This window comes from Flavisericum labens (assembly GCF_045446075.1).
Classification (GTDB): Bacteria; Bacteroidota; Bacteroidia; order Flavobacteriales; family Flavobacteriaceae; genus Flavisericum; species Flavisericum labens.
Genome location: NZ_JBJJBQ010000001.1, coordinates 619728 through 637421 on the forward strand (window position 1 = coordinate 619728; position 17694 = coordinate 637421).

Annotated in this window: 17 protein-coding genes; 5 read left to right on the forward strand and 12 right to left on the reverse strand. The window is 31.8% G+C overall.

The window, feature by feature from the left end; genetic code table 11:
• Positions 1–3: 3 nt before the first annotated feature.
• Positions 4–291 carry a hypothetical protein gene (locus ACIEHO_RS02700; RefSeq protein ID WP_406968373.1) on the reverse strand — a complete coding sequence of 96 codons (288 nt, stop codon included), beginning with the start codon at positions 289–291 and terminating at the stop codon, positions 4–6.
• Between the two features lie 198 nt (positions 292–489).
• Here ACIEHO_RS02700 and ACIEHO_RS02705 point away from each other — a divergent pair, with 198 nt between their 5' ends.
• A complete protein-coding gene (locus ACIEHO_RS02705) occupies positions 490–1140 on the forward strand; it encodes an N-acetylmuramoyl-L-alanine amidase family protein (protein WP_406968375.1) in 651 nt (216 codons plus the stop codon).
• Between the two features lie 120 nt (positions 1141–1260).
• Here the strand turns inward: ACIEHO_RS02705 and ACIEHO_RS02710 are convergent, their stop codons facing one another.
• The 5 genes from ACIEHO_RS02710 to ACIEHO_RS02730 all read right to left on the reverse strand — a co-directional run bounded on the left by ACIEHO_RS02710 (position 1261) and on the right by ACIEHO_RS02730 (position 5109).
• Positions 1261–2376 carry a hypothetical protein gene (locus ACIEHO_RS02710; RefSeq protein WP_406968377.1) on the reverse strand — a complete coding sequence of 372 codons (1116 nt, stop codon included), beginning with the start codon at positions 2374–2376 and terminating at the stop codon, positions 1261–1263.
• Between the two features lie 41 nt (positions 2377–2417).
• Positions 2418–3074 carry a P-loop NTPase family protein gene (locus tag ACIEHO_RS02715; RefSeq protein WP_406968702.1) on the reverse strand — a complete coding sequence of 219 codons (657 nt, stop codon included), beginning with the start codon at positions 3072–3074 and terminating at the stop codon, positions 2418–2420.
• Positions 3058–3705, reverse strand: coding sequence for a hypothetical protein (locus ACIEHO_RS02720; RefSeq protein ID WP_406968379.1), 648 nt, complete (start codon positions 3703–3705; stop codon positions 3058–3060). The genes ACIEHO_RS02715 and ACIEHO_RS02720 overlap by 17 nt, the downstream gene beginning before the upstream one ends.
• A gap of 6 nt (positions 3706–3711) precedes the next feature.
• Positions 3712–3993, reverse strand: a complete 282-nt coding sequence (locus ACIEHO_RS02725; RefSeq protein WP_406968381.1) for a helix-turn-helix domain-containing protein — start codon at positions 3991–3993, stop codon at positions 3712–3714.
• A gap of 279 nt (positions 3994–4272) precedes the next feature.
• Positions 4273–5109, reverse strand: coding sequence for an RteC domain-containing protein (locus ACIEHO_RS02730; RefSeq protein WP_406968383.1), 837 nt, complete (start codon positions 5107–5109; stop codon positions 4273–4275).
• A 956-nt stretch (positions 5110–6065) separates the two neighbouring features.
• Here ACIEHO_RS02730 and ACIEHO_RS02735 point away from each other — a divergent pair.
• Positions 6066–6425, forward strand: coding sequence for a putative quinol monooxygenase (locus tag ACIEHO_RS02735; protein WP_406968385.1), 360 nt, complete (start codon positions 6066–6068; stop codon positions 6423–6425).
• Positions 6426–6770: 345 nt separating this feature from the next.
• Here ACIEHO_RS02735 and ACIEHO_RS02740 read toward each other — a convergent pair whose 3' ends face one another.
• Entirely contained in the window at positions 6771–7109 is a 339-nt protein-coding gene (locus ACIEHO_RS02740) for a hypothetical protein (protein ID WP_406968387.1), read from the reverse strand.
• 275 nt (positions 7110–7384) lie between these two features.
• Between ACIEHO_RS02740 and ACIEHO_RS02745 the strand changes: the two genes are divergently transcribed.
• On the forward strand, positions 7385–10594 hold the full coding sequence (locus ACIEHO_RS02745; protein ID WP_406968389.1) for a toxin-antitoxin system YwqK family antitoxin: 3210 nt from the start codon (positions 7385–7387) through the stop codon (positions 10592–10594).
• 92 nt (positions 10595–10686) lie between these two features.
• On the opposite strand, the gene ACIEHO_RS02750 is transcribed toward ACIEHO_RS02745, so the two are convergent.
• Positions 10687–11499 carry a hypothetical protein gene (locus ACIEHO_RS02750; RefSeq protein ID WP_406968391.1) on the reverse strand — a complete coding sequence of 271 codons (813 nt, stop codon included), beginning with the start codon at positions 11497–11499 and terminating at the stop codon, positions 10687–10689.
• 432 nt (positions 11500–11931) lie between these two features.
• Here ACIEHO_RS02750 and ACIEHO_RS02755 point away from each other — a divergent pair, with 432 nt between their 5' ends.
• On the forward strand, positions 11932–12822 hold the full coding sequence (locus ACIEHO_RS02755) for a hypothetical protein (RefSeq protein ID WP_406968393.1): 891 nt from the start codon (positions 11932–11934) through the stop codon (positions 12820–12822).
• A gap of 248 nt (positions 12823–13070) precedes the next feature.
• On the opposite strand, the gene ACIEHO_RS02760 is transcribed toward ACIEHO_RS02755, so the two are convergent.
• Both ACIEHO_RS02760 and ACIEHO_RS02765 read right to left on the reverse strand, forming a co-directional pair.
• Positions 13071–13637, reverse strand: coding sequence for a CHRD domain-containing protein (locus tag ACIEHO_RS02760; protein ID WP_406968395.1), 567 nt, complete (start codon positions 13635–13637; stop codon positions 13071–13073).
• Between the two features lie 375 nt (positions 13638–14012).
• Entirely contained in the window at positions 14013–14498 is a 486-nt protein-coding gene (locus ACIEHO_RS02765) for a hypothetical protein (protein WP_406968397.1), read from the reverse strand.
• A 526-nt stretch (positions 14499–15024) separates the two neighbouring features.
• Between ACIEHO_RS02765 and ACIEHO_RS02770 the strand changes: the two genes are divergently transcribed.
• Positions 15025–15345: a panthothenate synthetase gene (locus tag ACIEHO_RS02770; RefSeq protein WP_406968399.1), complete on the forward strand. Its 321-nt coding sequence runs from the start codon at positions 15025–15027 to the stop codon at positions 15343–15345.
• A gap of 170 nt (positions 15346–15515) precedes the next feature.
• On the opposite strand, the gene ACIEHO_RS02775 is transcribed toward ACIEHO_RS02770, so the two are convergent.
• Both ACIEHO_RS02775 and ACIEHO_RS02780 read right to left on the reverse strand, forming a co-directional pair.
• Positions 15516–16019, reverse strand: coding sequence for an LSm family protein (locus ACIEHO_RS02775; RefSeq protein WP_406968401.1), 504 nt, complete (start codon positions 16017–16019; stop codon positions 15516–15518).
• A gap of 1 nt (position 16020) precedes the next feature.
• The gene (locus tag ACIEHO_RS02780; RefSeq protein ID WP_406968403.1) at positions 16021–17625 is read right to left on the reverse strand and encodes a hypothetical protein; all 1605 of its coding nucleotides are present in this window, start codon (positions 17623–17625) and stop codon (positions 16021–16023) included.
• Positions 17626–17694 lie beyond the last annotated feature (69 nt).

Consider the following 17694-nt stretch of genomic DNA (forward strand, 5'->3'; position numbering starts at 1 on the left):
TCATTATACTACGATGGTTATTAAGTAAGTGAATATGCCTACTACTGCACCAGCAATTAATACAAATACTAAAACACGAGTAATCCCTTTTTTAAGGTCTGCGTTCTCGCCAAAGAAATGACCAGCATTGAACAGGAATCCGATAAGGAAGATGACACCCAAGATGATTGGGAAAATGGTTCTAATGGTATCTGAAACATCATTTACAGAATCTTCAATACCACCAATTTGAGCAAAGCTTGAAGCTGATGCTAATAAGAACAGGAGTAAGACAAAAATTGATTTTTTCATAAGAAATAGATTTTAAGTTTTTAGTATTTGTGCAGTACGTCATACTTCGCCGTCTGCTAAGACTTTTGTGAAATCTATTGTGATTTGAAGTTGAAGGAAGAAAATCTCTAAATTTTAACGCTAATTGGTGTTAAACTTTTGAAGATTATTAAGGAAGTAATTGATTTCTTGAATATTGTGTAACCTAAAACGATTATTATGATCACATTAAATCAAATGACAGTGCTGTTATTCTGTCTAGTTTTTCTAAATCTTTCTTATTCACAGAATGGTAAATACCAAGCAAGAAATCCTATTGTAGTAATAGATCCTGGACATGGCGGAAAAGATGCTGGTGCAATAGGTATAAATGGTATAAAGGAAAAAGATATTGCTTTGGGTATTGCTTCTAAAATAGTGGTACTAAATAACAAGCTAATTGAAAATCCCTTAATGTTATATCTCACTAGATACACAGATACTTTAATAGCTCTTGGCGATAGAACACAACTAGCCAAAAAACTAAAAGCTGATATATTTATTTCGATACATTGTAATCAAGCTATAAACAGAATAGCATCAGGAACAGAAGTTTTTATTCATCCTAAAAACGAAGTGCAAGCGGAGGAATCTGCCTATTTAGGGTTTACTCTTCAAAAGGGATTAGCTGATATACTTGGCATTAAAAAACGTGGATTGAAATATGGAAATTTTCAGGTCTTACGAGATAATAATACTAACGCAACTATTCTCTTAGAACTTGGGTTTTTATCTCAAACGGATGAGGCTATCTATTTGGCCAAAGAAGAATCTCAATATGCTGTTGCTTTGGTTATACTTCATTCAATTATTAAATTTTCAGGGGTATGAGTGAGTTGTATTTAGAGTTTTTAAAGATTATTAAGGAAATAGTGACAGCCATATATCGTGATGTTTTGAAAAGAAAATAATACTACTATCAAGATGTATATTGCTTTCTTTTGCTATACATTACTCAATCTTCCCCCAAACCAAAGGATGCTCACTAGCAGCAATATTTCTATTAGAAACAGATTTATAAATAGACCATTGCGGAAGCTTTTCTGGCCACATGGCTTTGCGATTTAACCCACTATCAATCATTCTATCAAATAGACTAGGAGAGAAGAGCATGTAATCTTTCTGCTTAATATTTACACCCATTCTGAAAGCGCCTAATCTAAAATAAGTAGCGTCATTTCCTTTGTCCATATCCACTTCAAACGATAGGTGTTTTGTGATGTCTTTTAGGTCTGTATTTTGTAGTAAATGCGATAAAGAATCACAATAGGATGGCGCATTAAATGTACCAGCGATAATGATATTGGTTTTGCCTTCAGCTATGAGATTGTTATAAACTTCAGCGATTTTTGAGATTTGTTTTTTTCTAATCTTATCTGACTGCTTTTTGTCTGTTGTGGACTTTTCTAGATAGGCATTCAATAACCAAATAGTCTCTTTTGAAGGTGTGCTAATTTCGTATTCAATGAGGTTTTTGCCAGCATCATTATTAATAGAATTTACGTTATGAGTTCTAACTGTTTCGAGGTTGTAGCCTTGTCGCAACGCTATTCCCATTTCTAAACTATTCATATCATTTCCTTGAATCACAAAAGATTGATTAAAAGGCTTGCAGTCAAACTTTGGTAGAATGAGTTGGTTAAAATCTTCAAATGATGCTCTGTCCTCTATTTCTTGTAGTAATAAAATATCGGGATTGACATCTGCAATAACTTGTGCTTTATGATGTGTTGACTTAGGATGAATGGGAACAGTTTGAAGTTCTATCCATCCATTCCAATCTGTGAGATTACTGGCTTTATTGTCAATGGAATGGCTTAAACCTTTCATAAACAGAAAGCCTGCTTTTCTTCGCAATACAGCATAAGGTCGCGGACTTGATTTTTCAAAACCAATTAAAAATGATAATTCTCTAATCCGATCCTGTTGACTCAAAGATTTAGAAGTTTGAAGCATTAAAGAATCAAGTTCAGTTATCCAATTTGTGAGATTCTTGCCAAATGGTTTTTCCAAAAGGCTCTTATCTCTGTGAAATAAATTCTGGATGTTGTAGGTGGCTATTTTCATTGAAATCATATTTATTTAATTTCCGTGAAGTCGGAAATCTGTTATTTTCGTTTGTCGTTGGTGTCTTGATCAAATGCTACGAGGTTGAATAATTCCCGCATTCTACTTCGGACTCTATTGCCATATAAATCTTCCAATTCTCCAGCATTTAGGTTTGTAGTTGCGTGCGTTTTTATTTTGTGATCTATAAAAAGTTCATGGCGTGAGATTAAAATTTCGCCTAGGACATTACAGTCTTTTCCGTAATGTCTTCCAACAGGTTCCACACCTAAATCATCAAAACAGAAAAACTGCCTGCAACCATAGTCTTCAATAGTTTTGTAGCCAATATGATTAAAACCAAATACAATATTTCTAGAAGGAATCAGGATGTACGGTTTTTGTAATGGAACGATATTCTTTAACAATAGCATTAAGCTTGTTTTTCCGCAACCAACAGGTCCAGAAAGTAAAATACCCTTATCTGGATCAATTTCATTTTTATCGCAATTTTCTTTGTCTTTTATAAAATATTGGCAGAGTTTTAAAATGATTGAGCGGTCTTCTTCGTAGATTTTAAAATCATTACCAAAGAGCATTTTTCCTTTAGCATCGAGATAGATTAAGATTTTTTCAAAATCGTAAATCACCTCCTTGCCATCAAACGAGCCAATGGAATACGTTTTATGTTCTTCAACTATTTCACAAGGGTTGACCATAATCTTTGTTTTTACTGGTTCGCAGGTTGTCATTTTTTTGAGAAACCACATCTGTAGTTTTAAATTCATTGGCTTTAAGCATCCAATTACTTGCGGTAGCTTGCCAATCTTCAATTTTTATTTTGCCCCCAATTTTCCAACCGATGCCTTGATAGTGGTTGTAGAATTTCTGAGCTTCATTAGTTGGCCATTTTTTCTTATTAAAAAAATTAATCACTTCAAATTTATTTTTTGGTAGCTTAGTTTTATTAATGTTTTCTATTTGTTTATTAATGTTTATATTACGTACTAATGCTTGTTCAGTACTTGTTTCATGCTTGTTTACAACTTGTTCAGAGCTTGTATTAAATATGAGCATGTTAATTTTGCTTCCTTTATACGGATTATGGGAAGGCATATATTTTAAATATTTCCATGTAGCCATTTGTTTTAAACAGCGATGATAGGTTGGTTTTGATCCAATCTTTGAGAGTTGCATTATTTCTTGCCTGTCGATATAAAATTCCTTTGGAAATCGGTTGATATTCCAATATTGAAATAATGCCATATATAAGCTTATATGAGTTGGATTCAATCGTTTGTCTGAATGAAATTTTTGGAAGGCAGCATTGAGATGTTTTATATAATTCATACATGTTTATTCCTCTTGACGAAGCACTCGATTACAGTCCATAACCTTTTGTATTTCTTCAGAATCATAAAAAATAATGCCACCAACCTTTGTGTATGGAAGTGTGCCATTAATTCGAAGATTCTGCAAAGTGCCAGGGCTAATTTGCAGTAAGTCCATGAGTTCTGAAGATTTTAAATATTTCTTCAATTTACCTTCTGCTTGTTTGCTTAAAAGTTTTTTAATATCATCGAGTAATTCAAGTTTGAAATCTCTAAGATCATCTGTAGTAATAATTGTTGCAGGCATAGTAGAACCGTTTTTAGAAAAGAACTACCATTTTGATTTTAGCTAAAATGATAGCCCTTGACCTGATTTGACTTTCGTTCTGCAAATTTGAAGTGTATTAGTGGATTTTATTCACAAGTTAGACCGTATACGGTCAAAATTTAACATTATTAAATTTGATGCTATTTATTGTGTTTTGGTAGCAGTATTTGTGAGTTTTAATTAAGAAAGGGGAGATTATTGAGAAAGAATTTGAAAAGCAGGAGGTTAACCGTATGTGGTTAAAATAAAGTCTGGTTTTTATTCTTCAGAATTTTCCATTTGCACCAATAAACCGTTAGATAGATTATCCAAAAATTTAGTTCTATCTGTTTTTCGAGATTTAATTTCTGAGAAGATTTTGTAGAAATTACCAAGGTCGAAATGAAATATTTTTTGAAGGACAGATGCTATTTCTTTGATATCTGCATTGCCATTATTTATCGATTTACTGTGATGAAGCGCATATATTAGCTCCGTGAGAGCGGTTTTGCTTGCAGTCCATTGCAAGCTCATGTTGCTGTTTAGTGCATTGGGATCAAAATTTAGTGATTTATTTTTGTCTATAAGTCTATTTTGTAGATAAATTATAAATAGATTGTAAGCTTTGAACTTACCTAAAAGCATACAACGAGGTGTACTGAATTCTGGATCTTGGAAATAGAATTTAGAAGAGGTTATTGGGAAATTATCAAAATACTCTCTAGTGAAATATTGTTGGTCAAAATGTGTGTTGTTTGATTTAATGTATTGACAAAAATCCATATTGTAAAGAAAAAACCTATTCAGTTTACTTATTTTCTTTTTTATGAATTTCTTTTGAGCATCATGATTTACTTTTGGAAACTGTATTTCAAAAGAACGAACTTCAGAATAATAAATAAGATTTGTTAGTGTTGGTTGTTTCGTGTTTTTGAAAAATTCAATTTCATCTTGGGTAGATTCAAATCCATTCTTGATTATGTGTTTTTTATATGTAGTCAATAAGTTACGGCATAGGATTATTGCTCTATTAGAGACACTTATAATATCCTGAGAGTCATTTTCAAGTTCCTTCAATTCCAAGATTAAATTATCTGATAGTAGTTTTAATTTCATGCATACTTATTTGTTAAAAATAATTAAGACTAAGTTCGATGCAAACTGAAATAGGAGAGAGACTAAAAATTTTTAGATTACATATGTTTGTAAGAATATTGCACCAAAAAATGTGCCTTAAATTGCTTTATGGGAAAAAAAGATAAATAATACTTTTTTATTTTGTGACTGGAAATGTGTGAAGTAGTGTTTTTGGTTAGTATTAACCTGACTAGATTTAGTTAGACAAAATTGATTAGCCAACTTTTTCAGAAGTTTATTTCATCTATATGATTTTAAAAGTTTATGATTTCTTCTAAAGTATTATCAACTTCTTGATGCATAAAGTTAGCTTGATTATGAACTATGGAATATATTAAGTTATAATTATTTAATTTTTTTTGATATTAAATATTTTTAATTGATTCAAATTACTATTTTTGCGCCAGACGAAAATAAATTGAACTATTGAATATTTGTAAATAGGTCACAAATCGTCAACATTAGTGAAGATATTTGGCAGTTGTACTGCTATGGTTGGGCTGATAGAGCAAGGTTACAGTCCCGTCCAGACCGCCAAATTGCTAAAAAGCTCTAAGAGATTAGGGCTTTTTTTGGCAAGTTAAAGAAGTTGTGTTGTTCCCAAAGTTAATTTGGGAGTGTAGTAATGCCAAAGTAAAATTTGGTGTTCCAATGGAAAGCTTTCCTTTTTTCTTTACAGAAAATGGGGATGCTTTTTTGTTTTATAAAGATTTGAATTAATCTTCAAACTAATTACACTGTATGCATTAACTTCACTAAGTTTTAGTGCTAAAAAGTTCAAATATCACTGAGAACGTACATTGTATTGGTCACAGAGATATGACAAAGTATTTTAGAAATAAACCCATTCTACTCTTTTCCGATATGATGGGCATTTTTTGTTTGGGGATGATTTTAAAATTCTCCCTATCTTTAAAGAACTAATATTTAACATTATGGAAAATACTCAAGTATTCTGGAACCTCGAACTTTCAATCAAACACGGTAAATTAGAAGCGTTAAAAGCATTAATAGATGGGATGATTTTAGCGACTAAGGCCAATGAACCGGATACCATTAACTATGAATGGTCAATCAATTTGGAGAATAGTGAATGCCATATCTTTGAACGTTATACCAATTCGGATGCTGTGCGAACTCATCTCGGTAATTTTCAGGCCTATGCAGAACGTTTTTTTGATTGCCTAGATGTTCAAAGATTCCATGTCTATGGGAATCCGGATTCCGAACTTATTTCGGCACTTGCCGGTCTTGGTGCTGTGCATTTAAAGCTATTTGATGGGTTTAGTCGCTAATTGATTGTAATTGTTTTGTTGTAATTAGCTAAACTTATGTGAATTTACTGGTTTAGGAATAGACCTATTCGACCCTTGTCCGTTATGATGGGCATTTTAGTTTGGTGAGGTGATGTTTTAGCTATTTAATATCCAACTAATTTTTTAAAGAGTCCCGTCCAGACCGCCAAATTGCTAAAAAGCTCTAAGAGATTAGGGCTTTTTTGGGCAAGTTAAAGAAGTTGTGTTGTTCCCAAATACTATTTGGGAGTGTAGTAATACCAAAGTAAAATTTGGTGTTCCAATGGAAAGCTTTCCTTTTTTCTTTTAGAAAATTGGGATGCTTTTGTGTTTTTAAGATGAATTCTAATTACCAAACCATTTATGGCAATAGTCTACAAATGGTCTCTTTGCGAATCCTGAAAAAGATTTTCCAGAAAAATCAGTTCCAGAAATTTCAATACAAATCTCCTCGTTTTCATCAAAAAGGATATTAATACGATTAAACTCATCCTCATCTAATTGATAAAAATTAGAAGAACAATATTCTTCTGTGACTTCAAAGCATTCACATGCTGAGGCTACATCCACATATGAATAAAACCCACAACTATCAAAATCTATGTCGAGCCAATCGCTACCTGTACAATTCGTAAGAAGAAAGAATAGGCAAAATACCGTAACAATTTTTAAACCCTGTTTCATAATATTTATGTTTTATAGTTAAACAATATAAAAGTATGTTGTTTAATTAGAAAGGGTGTCCAGTTTTATCTTTCCTGTATTTTTTCGGACAAGTATTATATAAATTAGAGGTAGTTTTGGTGTAATTGACGTACTCAACTTATACTGAAAATTACTGATTAGTTAAGTGTAAATTGGACTAAGTAGCTTAAAAGTAGCGAGTAGAAATCACAATTGCTGTCGCAAATTCATTATATTAAATTGGGTCAGAACAAACAAATATAAAATCTGAAATTATGAAAAGGGTAGTATTATTTTTAATAGTTGTGTTCTTCCTCAACTTAACAAATTCTCAAGAAATTAAGAAAGAATACCATAGTAATGGCCAATTAAAAAGTATTGGGCAATATGATGAATACGGTAAAAAGAAAGGTGAATGGAAATTTTATCATGAAAATGGTCAATTAAAAGGAATGTCAAATTTTGAAAATGGACAGAAAACAGGAGAAAGAAAAGTGTTTTATGAAACTGGACAATTAAAGGGAATAGGGAATTACAAAAATGGAAAACCAACGGGTGAAACAAAAGAATATTACGAAACCGGACAGTTAAAGGGGATATGGATTTATGAAAATGGACAGAAAACAGGTGAAACAAGGGAATATTACGAAACTGGACAATTAAAGGCAATATCAAATTATGACAATGGACAGCTAGCTGGCCAAGCTAAAGCTTTTCACGAAAATGGTCAATTACAAAAAACAGGAAATTTTGAAAATGGCCAACCAAACGGAAAAGCTAAATTATATTATGAGACTGGACAACTACATGTTATAAGTAATTATGAAAATGGTCAACTACAGGGAGAAGCAAAAACGTTTCACAAAAACGGTCAATTACAAGAAATAATAAATTTCGAAGATGGACAGAAAACAGGTGAAGTTAAAAGCTATTACAAAACCGGACAATTAAAAACAATAGGTAATTATGAAAATGGTCTGCAAACAGGTGAAAGGAAACTATTTTTCGAAAATGGTCAATTACAAGTAATTGGTAATTATGAAAAAGGACAACAAGCAGGCGAAACAAAGGAGTATTATGAAAATGGACAATTAAAACAAATACTTAATTATGAAAATGGGCAGCAAACAGGTGAATATAAAAGTTATTATGAATCTGGTCAACCCCATTTTATAAGTAATTATGAAAAAGGGCAACAAGAAGGTGAAGTTAAAAGCTATTACAAAACCGGACAATTAAAAACAATAGGGAATTTTTACAATGGACAACTAACTGGAGAAGGTAAAAATTATTACGAAACCGGGGAATTACAAGAAATATCAAATTTTGAAAAAGGACAGAAAACAGGTGTAGTTAAAACCTATTACAAAAATGGCCAATTAAAACAAATAGCTAATCTTGAAAACGGTCAGAAAACAGGTGAAATAAAACAATATTATGAAACAGGCCAATTGCATATTATAGGGAATTATGAAAAGGATAAGAAAACAGGAGAAGCAAAAATGTTTTACAAAAATGGACAATTGCAGCAAATATTTAATATTGAAAATGGTCAGCAAAATGGTGAGGTTAGAATATTTTATCCAACAGGTGAATTAAAGTTTATAGGAAATATTGAAAATGGCCAACTACAAGGAGAAGCAAAAATGTTTTACAAAAATGGTCAATTACAAGAAATAGGTAATTATGAAAATGGAAAATTAACAGGTTTACGTAAAGAATATTTTGATGATGCTCAATTAAAAGGGATTAGACATTATAATGCAGAGGATAAAAGAACAGGAGAATGGAAACTATTTTTCGAAAATGGCCAATTAAAACAAATAGGGTATTTTGAAAATGGAAAGCGAACAGGTGAATTTAAATTGTTTTACGAAACTGGGGAATTAAAAGAAGTTCATAATTATGAAAAAGACAAACAATCAGGTAAAGCTAAGAAATATTATAAAACAGGTCAATTAAAACAAATAGGTAATTATGAAAATGGTCTGCTAACAGGAGAATGGAAACTATTTTTCGAAAATGGTCAATTACAAGTAATTGGTAATTATGAAAAGGGACAAAAAGCAGGCGAAACAAAGGAGTATTACGAATCTGGTCAAATAAAACAAATACTTAATCATGAAAATGGTCTGCAAACAGGTGAATATAAAAGCTATTACGAATCTGGTCAACCCCATATCATAAGTAATTTTGAAAATGGGCAACAAGCAGGTGAAACAAAGGAATATTACGAATCTGGTCAACTCCATAAAACATTGAATTTTGAAGATGGAATTCAAGTAGGTGAATATAAAAGCTATTACGAATCTGGTCAACCCCATATTATAAGTAATTATGAAAAAGGGAAACAAGAAGGTGAAACTAAGGAATATTATAAAACAGGTCAATTAAAACAAATAGGTAATTTTATAAATGGCCAGCAAACGGGCGAAGCTAAAATCTATTACGAAACAGGTGAATTACATAAAATATCAAATTATGCCAATGGCAAGCCGAATGGTGAGGGTAGAGAATATTATAAAAATGGCCAGCTACAAAAAAAGGTAAATTTAGCAAATGGGGAACTAACAGGAGAAGCTAGAGAATACTACGAAACAGGACAACTCCAAAAAGTAGTAATTTTTAAAGATGGTCAGCAGACAGGTGAGCGTAGAGAATATTATGAAAATGGTAAACTGCAAAAAATAGTCAATTTTGAAAATGACCAGCTAGTAGGGAACTGTAAATTGTTTTATGAAAACGGTCAATTAAAAGAATTAGGAAATTATGAAAATGGCAAGCCAGCAGGTGAGAATAGACAATTTTACGAATCAGGTGAATTACATAAAATAGTAAATTTAAAAAATGGCCAGATAACAGGAGAAGTAAAAACCTATTACGAAAATGGTCAAATACAAGAATTAGGAAATATTGAAAATGGCAAGCCAGCAGGCGAGAATAAACAATTTTACGAAACAGGCGAATTACAGTTTATAGGAAGTTTTAAAAATGGTAAGCAAAATGGTGACGCTAAATCTTATTACAAGAATGGTCAAGTACATGAAATAGGGACTTTTATAAATGGCGTTCAAGTAGGCGAAAAAAGAACGTTTTATGAAAACGGTCAATTAAAAGAATTAGGAAATTTTGAAAATGGCCAGATAACAGGAGAAGCAAAAACCTATTACGAAAATGGTCAAATACAAGAAATAGTTAATTATGAAAATGGCCAGGTAGTAGGAGAATGCAAACAATTTTACGAAACAGGCGAATTACAGTTTACAGCAAGTTTTAAAAATGGTAAGCAAAATGGTGACGCTAAATCTTATTACAATAATGGTCAAGTACATGAAATAGGGACTTTTATAAATGGCGTTCAAGTAGGCGAAAAAAGAACGTTTTATGAAACCGGAACATTACAATCCATAGAATATTTTAAAAACGGAAAGGCATCAAGCGATTCGAAATATTATGATGAAGATGGAAACCTCGTAAAAAAATAAATTAGTAAACAGCCAATTTAATTATCTGAAAAGCTTTTTTTATAATGCAACAATTTTGTTTGGATGATATCGATAAGTTTAGTTTATTAATTTCAATCAGTATTGTTCCCAAATAATAATTGTTCAATGTAGCCTGGCCCTCTTATTTCCATTATGGCTGTCATGGCGGCAGCAAGAATTAATTTCATTTTTGGTTTTAAATCGGATCTCATCCAAATAATATTTTTCTTGTAACCCACTATGCCTCCTCCAAAATATTGCAGGGCACAAAGTGATTGTTCATTTTCAATGAACTCGTAACCTAGGGCAGGAAATAAGCGTTTGTCTTTTTGGCAATCCTTAGAACTTACGGGAATAATTTCTATTATCCGCTCACCATTTTTGAGAAAAGCTATCTTTTCAGATTCTTCGTCCTTACTATAAGTGTTTGCAATAAGTAATTCCCATGTTTCCTCCCTATTGCTGCTTAATGTTATAAAACTTGAAAAAAAATCCGCTTGCTGTATTAATTCATCATCACCAATATAAAAGTTTTCAAATAATTGAAATGAATGCAGCGCTTTTATGGATGTTGTATTTAAGGCATTAACGATTGCAGTATCCTTGGTTTTATCATTTAAAAGAAAAGAAAATTTATACTTGCTTCTACTTTCTGTTCTAGTATTAAGAAGGTTAGATTTTGTTGTTGTAGTAAACCAACCCGTTTTACTCTTTGCAATTTTATAATCTCCAAATTTAAACTTCCATGTTCTATTGTTCCATTTAACGCCTAGTTTAACCTTCAGTATTTCTGAATGGGCAGAAAGGTCATCACTGATACAAATATTTTTACGTTGAGCATGAGAGTAAGAAACTCCAAATAATGTTAAGCCCCAAAAAACGATAATAAAAACAATTTTTTTCATAATTACATTAAATTTTAGACTAAACTATTAAAACAAGTCTTCTTAAGTGTCCGAGAATTTGTTTAAAATATAATATGGGACAAATCGATTATACTATTACAAAAAAAAATTAAATTGTATGGTGTCTGTAAATACCTCCAAATTGCTAAAAAGCTCTAAGATTATGACTTTTTTTGCAATGAAAAGAAGTCGTGCTGTTCCTAAAGTTAGTTTGGGAGTGTAGTAATACTAAAGAAAATTTGGTGTTCCAATGGAAAGTTTTCCTTTTTTCTTTACAGAAAACGGGGACACTTTTTTGTTTTTATGTCATTTCGTCCAATAATAACTGCTTTTTAACTATTAATCTATTATTAATGTTTTTTAACAGATAGTTTTTTTGTAACAACCTGAAAAACATAGCTTTATACGTTATTAATAATAAAATGTTTTAAAATGAAAAAATTAAAAAATTTAGGGATTACAATTCTTTGCATTTCTATTTTTACTGCTTGTAACACAGAGTTACTTGAAGAGAATGAGGTAGGTTTAACATTAACATCCAGTAAAACTTCGTCAAAACAAGAAACAGGTGATAAACTTGTTGGTGAACATTATAACCTAAACCTTATTGGTGTTAAGGATAAGACAATGGATGATATCGCTGGTGGTCATGTTATTTTTGTCGACCTATATGGTGTGAGTGCAATAAACCTTCAGAAAGGTGACGATTATGCGGTATTAGATAAAAATGGTACGGATGAGGATGGCGCTTTATTCCAATTGCCAGACCCAGGGTTTGAACCTTATGTTACTGAACTTCCATATGGATTTGATACCACAACAGATTATTCAGTTTATGCGCGCCCTCTTGGTAAGCCATTGACAGGTTCTACTATAACTACTATGGCCGACCTTTCACAATATGCCTATGATGAATTATTGGGATATATAGATACAAAAAAAGAAGTAAGATTTTTAGAAAATCTTATTGATAATTATGATATTGTTAATCTTGTATGGGGAGATTTTATTCCAAGTCCAGTAGAGTTTGAACGTTTAAAAGGAAAACAAGAATGGCAAAATGTTACGGCAGAGTTGTTGTCTGTGGTATATGAAATAGAAGTTACTTATGTAGTTAGTTATGATAATCCAGATACACCTGAAAATGAGTATATGGAAGAAACTTTAACTTTCCACGTGCGCATACCCATTTTTAATGATCTATTGGAAGATGAGTATTGGAAATATGATAACAATGGTTTAAGGCTATTACAACTTCGATTCTACCCATTTGGAACAGATGTTACTTATGATGACTTAGAGAACGGTTGGGATTCATTATAATACTTGAAATAAGTATAAAAAAGGCTGGGTTTTAACCCAGCCTTTTTTTTGAAATTATGTATTTAAAACGAATAATATCTCTAAAATTTCTACTTGATAACCTTTTTTTCTTTATTGAAAATTAGGATGTTTTTTTGTTTAGTAATGACCGCTTTAAATAATTATCTTAATAGTTTTTAAGATATACTAAACCCTAATATGGAGAATTTCTACCCTGGGTTTTTTTAGATTTTTCTACTACTACAAATTTATAATTGCCCTCTAAGCTCGCCACCAGGATAGGTTGTTGTGTGAACGTTAATATAAATATTCCCAGTTTGTATAGCCATTATTAAATCACTTAATGGTTTGTCTAATAATGAGCCTGTTAAATCGCTGGCAGTAATAGTGCCTTCAGCTAACATGCCATTTACCGGAGCGCTTGTTTCGGGAGGAAAATCACTGATATTTAATAGGTTTACAACAACACCACCGTTAGAGCCGGCAGGAGCGATGTGAAAATGAGCACCAGTAATATCTGTACTAACATTTGCCACAATAAGTTTAAAGGCAATAGATGACTCGTCTTTACTTATGCGAACTATGGCTTGGCCAGTAGCCGTAGTCTCTCGAGCAGGTACTTCGTTGTCCCCGCTTAAGTGTGTCGGAAAGTTTAGATTATTCATTTTTGAAGCACTTTGCTTAGAAGATGTAGTTAGTGTTAGCGATTCTTCCTGCACCTCAACAAGTGATTCGTGACTGCATCCTGATAACATTAGCCCTAGGGCCACTAACAGGCAGAAGCGACCTGCTGTTTTAAATAGAAACTTAATCATAACAATAATTTTTAGTGTTTAGAAGCTTGTTGGTCTATGAAAATAAGATTGTGGGGAAGTATGTTCCAATGCTCCAAAAACAGGAGTTAATATGTATAAATATAGTAAAAAATATTGATATACAGTTGGTTAAGGTTGAAATAATAGACGTGTCATTACCCATATGATAGATAACTCTTAAGGTTTGCAGGTAAATTAATGGATTTGATTAGTCTCTAATATCCATACTTTAAACAGGTTCAGTATAACTTAAGTTAGCTTATAATATAAATGTTATAAATTTAAGAGTTGCAAGAAATTATAACTCTTTTTTTTGTTAAAAACTCAAGCCTATAAGTTGTCTATTATGATAGCTTTCTATATGGTTCTTTGCTACTAATAACTATAAGGATAATAAGGATAGTAATCCGTTGGCTGTGTTATTATTTGATATTCCGATTTAAGAAAGGTAACTAAATCAATGAGTTCCTGAACAGTCATAACTTCATTGTAATTCCTCATTTTTGAAAGACCTTCTTCGGTCGAGGTTTTTTGATTGTAGAACCGTGCGATTTTGTGAGAAGGATTGATAACTGAAGTGACTAATTCTCCATAGGATTTCTGATTAGATACTTCACCACCAAGAGGTATTTTAAGATTATCACTTCCTCCTCTCCACTCGATTTCTGAAATAATATGACATTCATTACAGGCCAATCTCTTATAGGTCACTTTTCCTTTTTCAATGTCTCCTTCAGGCAATGCAAAGGCACGCGCTTGCTTATTGCAACTACTTATAAGTAAGCTTCCACATAATAAGACGAACACCAATAAAAAATTCGATAGGTTGCACAAAGTTTTATTTTTATTATTTACAGACATATATGATTGATTTAAATTAAAGATTTAATGTGCCATTGTACAATTATGAATCAAAAGGTAGGGATTAATAAAAACAAAAAAAATGATATTCATCAGTTTTGGCATAGATTTTATAAGGAAGGAGTATCACAAATAGCAATACACTATTTACTTTGAATCTGGTAGACATTTACTAGTTTTTATATAGCATAAATGCAAGTCAAGAGATATCAAATTAAAGATTATAAACATATCTTTATTGAACATTATGGGTATTTCCTCAAGACTGAAAAGAGGTTACAGTAAAGCGCGTAAGAAATCTATATACAGGTTTATAAAGGTGATTAGATTTGCTGTTGCAACGGATTATTTAACTAAATACAAATTTATGTCATACAAAGCTAAACGTATTAAAAAACGGATAATTTTTTTTGATGATAATGGTTGTTTAGGGTTTATTCATCTTATTATTAGGGTGTTATCGGTTTAAATGATAATATTATTTTGTATATTTAATTAATGTTATTAATAGTTAAACTTATTAATCATGAAAATGTTAGTTAATGTAACCTGTCCTATCGAGCCTTTTAACTCGATGGTAAGAGATGGTACTGCTGGCGAAATCATTGGTCGTGTGATTGATGATATCAAGCCTGAAAGTATTTATTTTACTGAACAAGATGGTAATCGTGGAGCAATTATGGTGGTAGAAGTTGCTAATGCATCTGATATCCCATCTATTGCCGAACCTTGGTTTTTAAATTTTGAAGCCATTTGTGAATTCAGGATTGCCATGACACCAGATGATTTAATGAAATCTAATCTCACAAAACTTGCTGAAAAGTGGAATGGACTTCAAGTGAATTAAAGTAACAGTCTAAATTAAGAGAGCCACTCACTTTAAACATAGGGGTGGTTTTTTTATACGATATTAGAGCTTTTTTATTGCAAGTCCATTAAGCCCTTGTCTTGGGCTTTGGCAGTTGAAATTGAGAAAAGGCAAACTAATACTGTAATAAACGTTTTCATAATCTTTAGCTATTTTATAAGATTTTCATCAATATTTTCGGGTATACCTTGAGGGAATCTTGCGAATTTGTGTAACTCATGCCATACTACATCGTTTGGAATTTTCATTCTATAAATTCCTTTTGAATAGATTGAGGTACTTGTAATTAGATTAATTGGTAGCGAGAACACCATAAAAACACCATGACCAAGCGAAGCTAAATTTAATAAGCCGGCCCAAGTATTTAGCTGTTTTTGGTTGTTAGCAGATAGAGATACCAATACTTGTGCTTGCTTGATATCATTTCGTTTGATCGTTATTATTTCCTTATTGTCGACTGGTAAAAGTTTGACATAGTTGTTTTTAACTTCAATGATTTCAGCTATCTCACGACGTTGACTTTTGTTAAGTTTATATTCGAGGTAAAGACCGTTCACATTATTTTTAAAGTCTTTGGGCGTGCTCAGATATTGCGGAGTGCTACAGCTCCACATAAAGGATATAGATATAATTATAATAAGAAGGTTTTTCATCTTATTGTAGGTTTATATATTTTGAATTCCAAAATACATCTTCCATTTCATCTTCGACAATTTTGTATTCTAATGCCAAACTAGTCCAAACTTCTTTATTGTTAGAAAGCATTTTTTCAAGTTTTTCTATGTTTTTGTTTTTAAGCCAATTTGCTCTTATCCATTCTAAATAGTATCCTTTACTTGAAAGGAAAAGTTCATGTTCCTCATGAAATCCTAATTCTGGTAACTTAAATTTAAATTTGAATTCATTTCCGGGGAAAGAAGTCAAGTAGTTTCGGTCGTCATTTATGATACAATCTATGCCATAATCTTCACCTTCCACAACCTCAATCTTGTTAGGGTATATTTTAGTGCCAGTTGTTGTATTATTAATATTAGCAAGTCCTAAGTAATCTATTTTCCATAGCCCCTTTGTCATTTCAATCTTAATTTTTAGACTTCCTGTATGAGGTTTAATATTATTGAGTGGTGCAATCATCATGTTTTTGGCTATAGGGCCGGTTTCATAGAGTTCATCAAAAAGTATCCATTGTTTTTTGCTGTCATCGTATGCGAATAATTTTATTTTCCCAAGTAGACTAAAGGGGTTGCTTACCCGTTTTTTTATGGATTCGTTAGTTTCAATTTTGGCAAAGTAGTCACCAACTTCATCACCCATATAAGAGAGTCCGTTATAGAGTAAAAATGTTGTTAGTAAGGTTTGCCGAAAATTAATGGTTAAACCCATGTTTTGAGAAAGGATATTGTCAAATTCTAAATAGATTTCATCTTTTGCTGTAAGATCGTTTTCGTTAGTCTTAGAATAAAACTCTAGTTCATCCTGATATGTAATTAAGTTTAAAATGTCGGTATTATTTATTTGAGCAATTTTAGGTAGGTATATTTGATCTGATTTATGGAAAAGATTGTTCTTGTCCTGAAAAACATGCTCAGATTTTTTTTTGGAAACTACATTCAGAAATAGTTCATTGATTAGATGAGTTTCAAAAGCTTCATTTTTCATGGTTAAATAGAACGTTTCATCTGAAGTGCTTGTTTTAAGAGCATCCATATCTGTGGTTTCTAAAGAAGGGGAAATTGAACTTGAAAATCCTTCAGCTTTTGCATCATGGACAGACAAACTGTTATTGGTGTAAAATGTTGGGCAAGAGCCAAAACAGGCTTTGGGGTTTGTTATGCAAATAGCATCTAATATTAGATTTACACCTGTTAAAATTGCGAGACCAGAAACTCTCTCATTGTCTCTAGATTTTATGGCCTCTAGCTGATTGGTTTCTATAATGGCAATCTCATCAATTTCATGCGCTATCGAACCATCTTTTATTTCATTTCTGTTGAAGTCAAATAGTTTTCCTTTTCCAAATAGTGAGTCTTTGTTCCCATTTACCCCCCATTCATTTAAAACACTAACATTTCCATTCTTAAGATGAACTTTAAAAAATGCTTGGCTGTATAGTTTTTGATGAATAGAGTCGTTGTGGATATCATAGGTCTGTCTAAAATCCTGTTTTATATATAATCTGCCACAAGAATAAATTATTAACCCAATGATTATAAGAACCATGGTGATTGCAGTAATGTTTTTGGTTGGGTTGGTTGTCATTCACTAGCTTATTTTACAATTTTAATTGCTTTTTAATTTCTTGCTTTTTAACAGCAAAGGAAATATTCA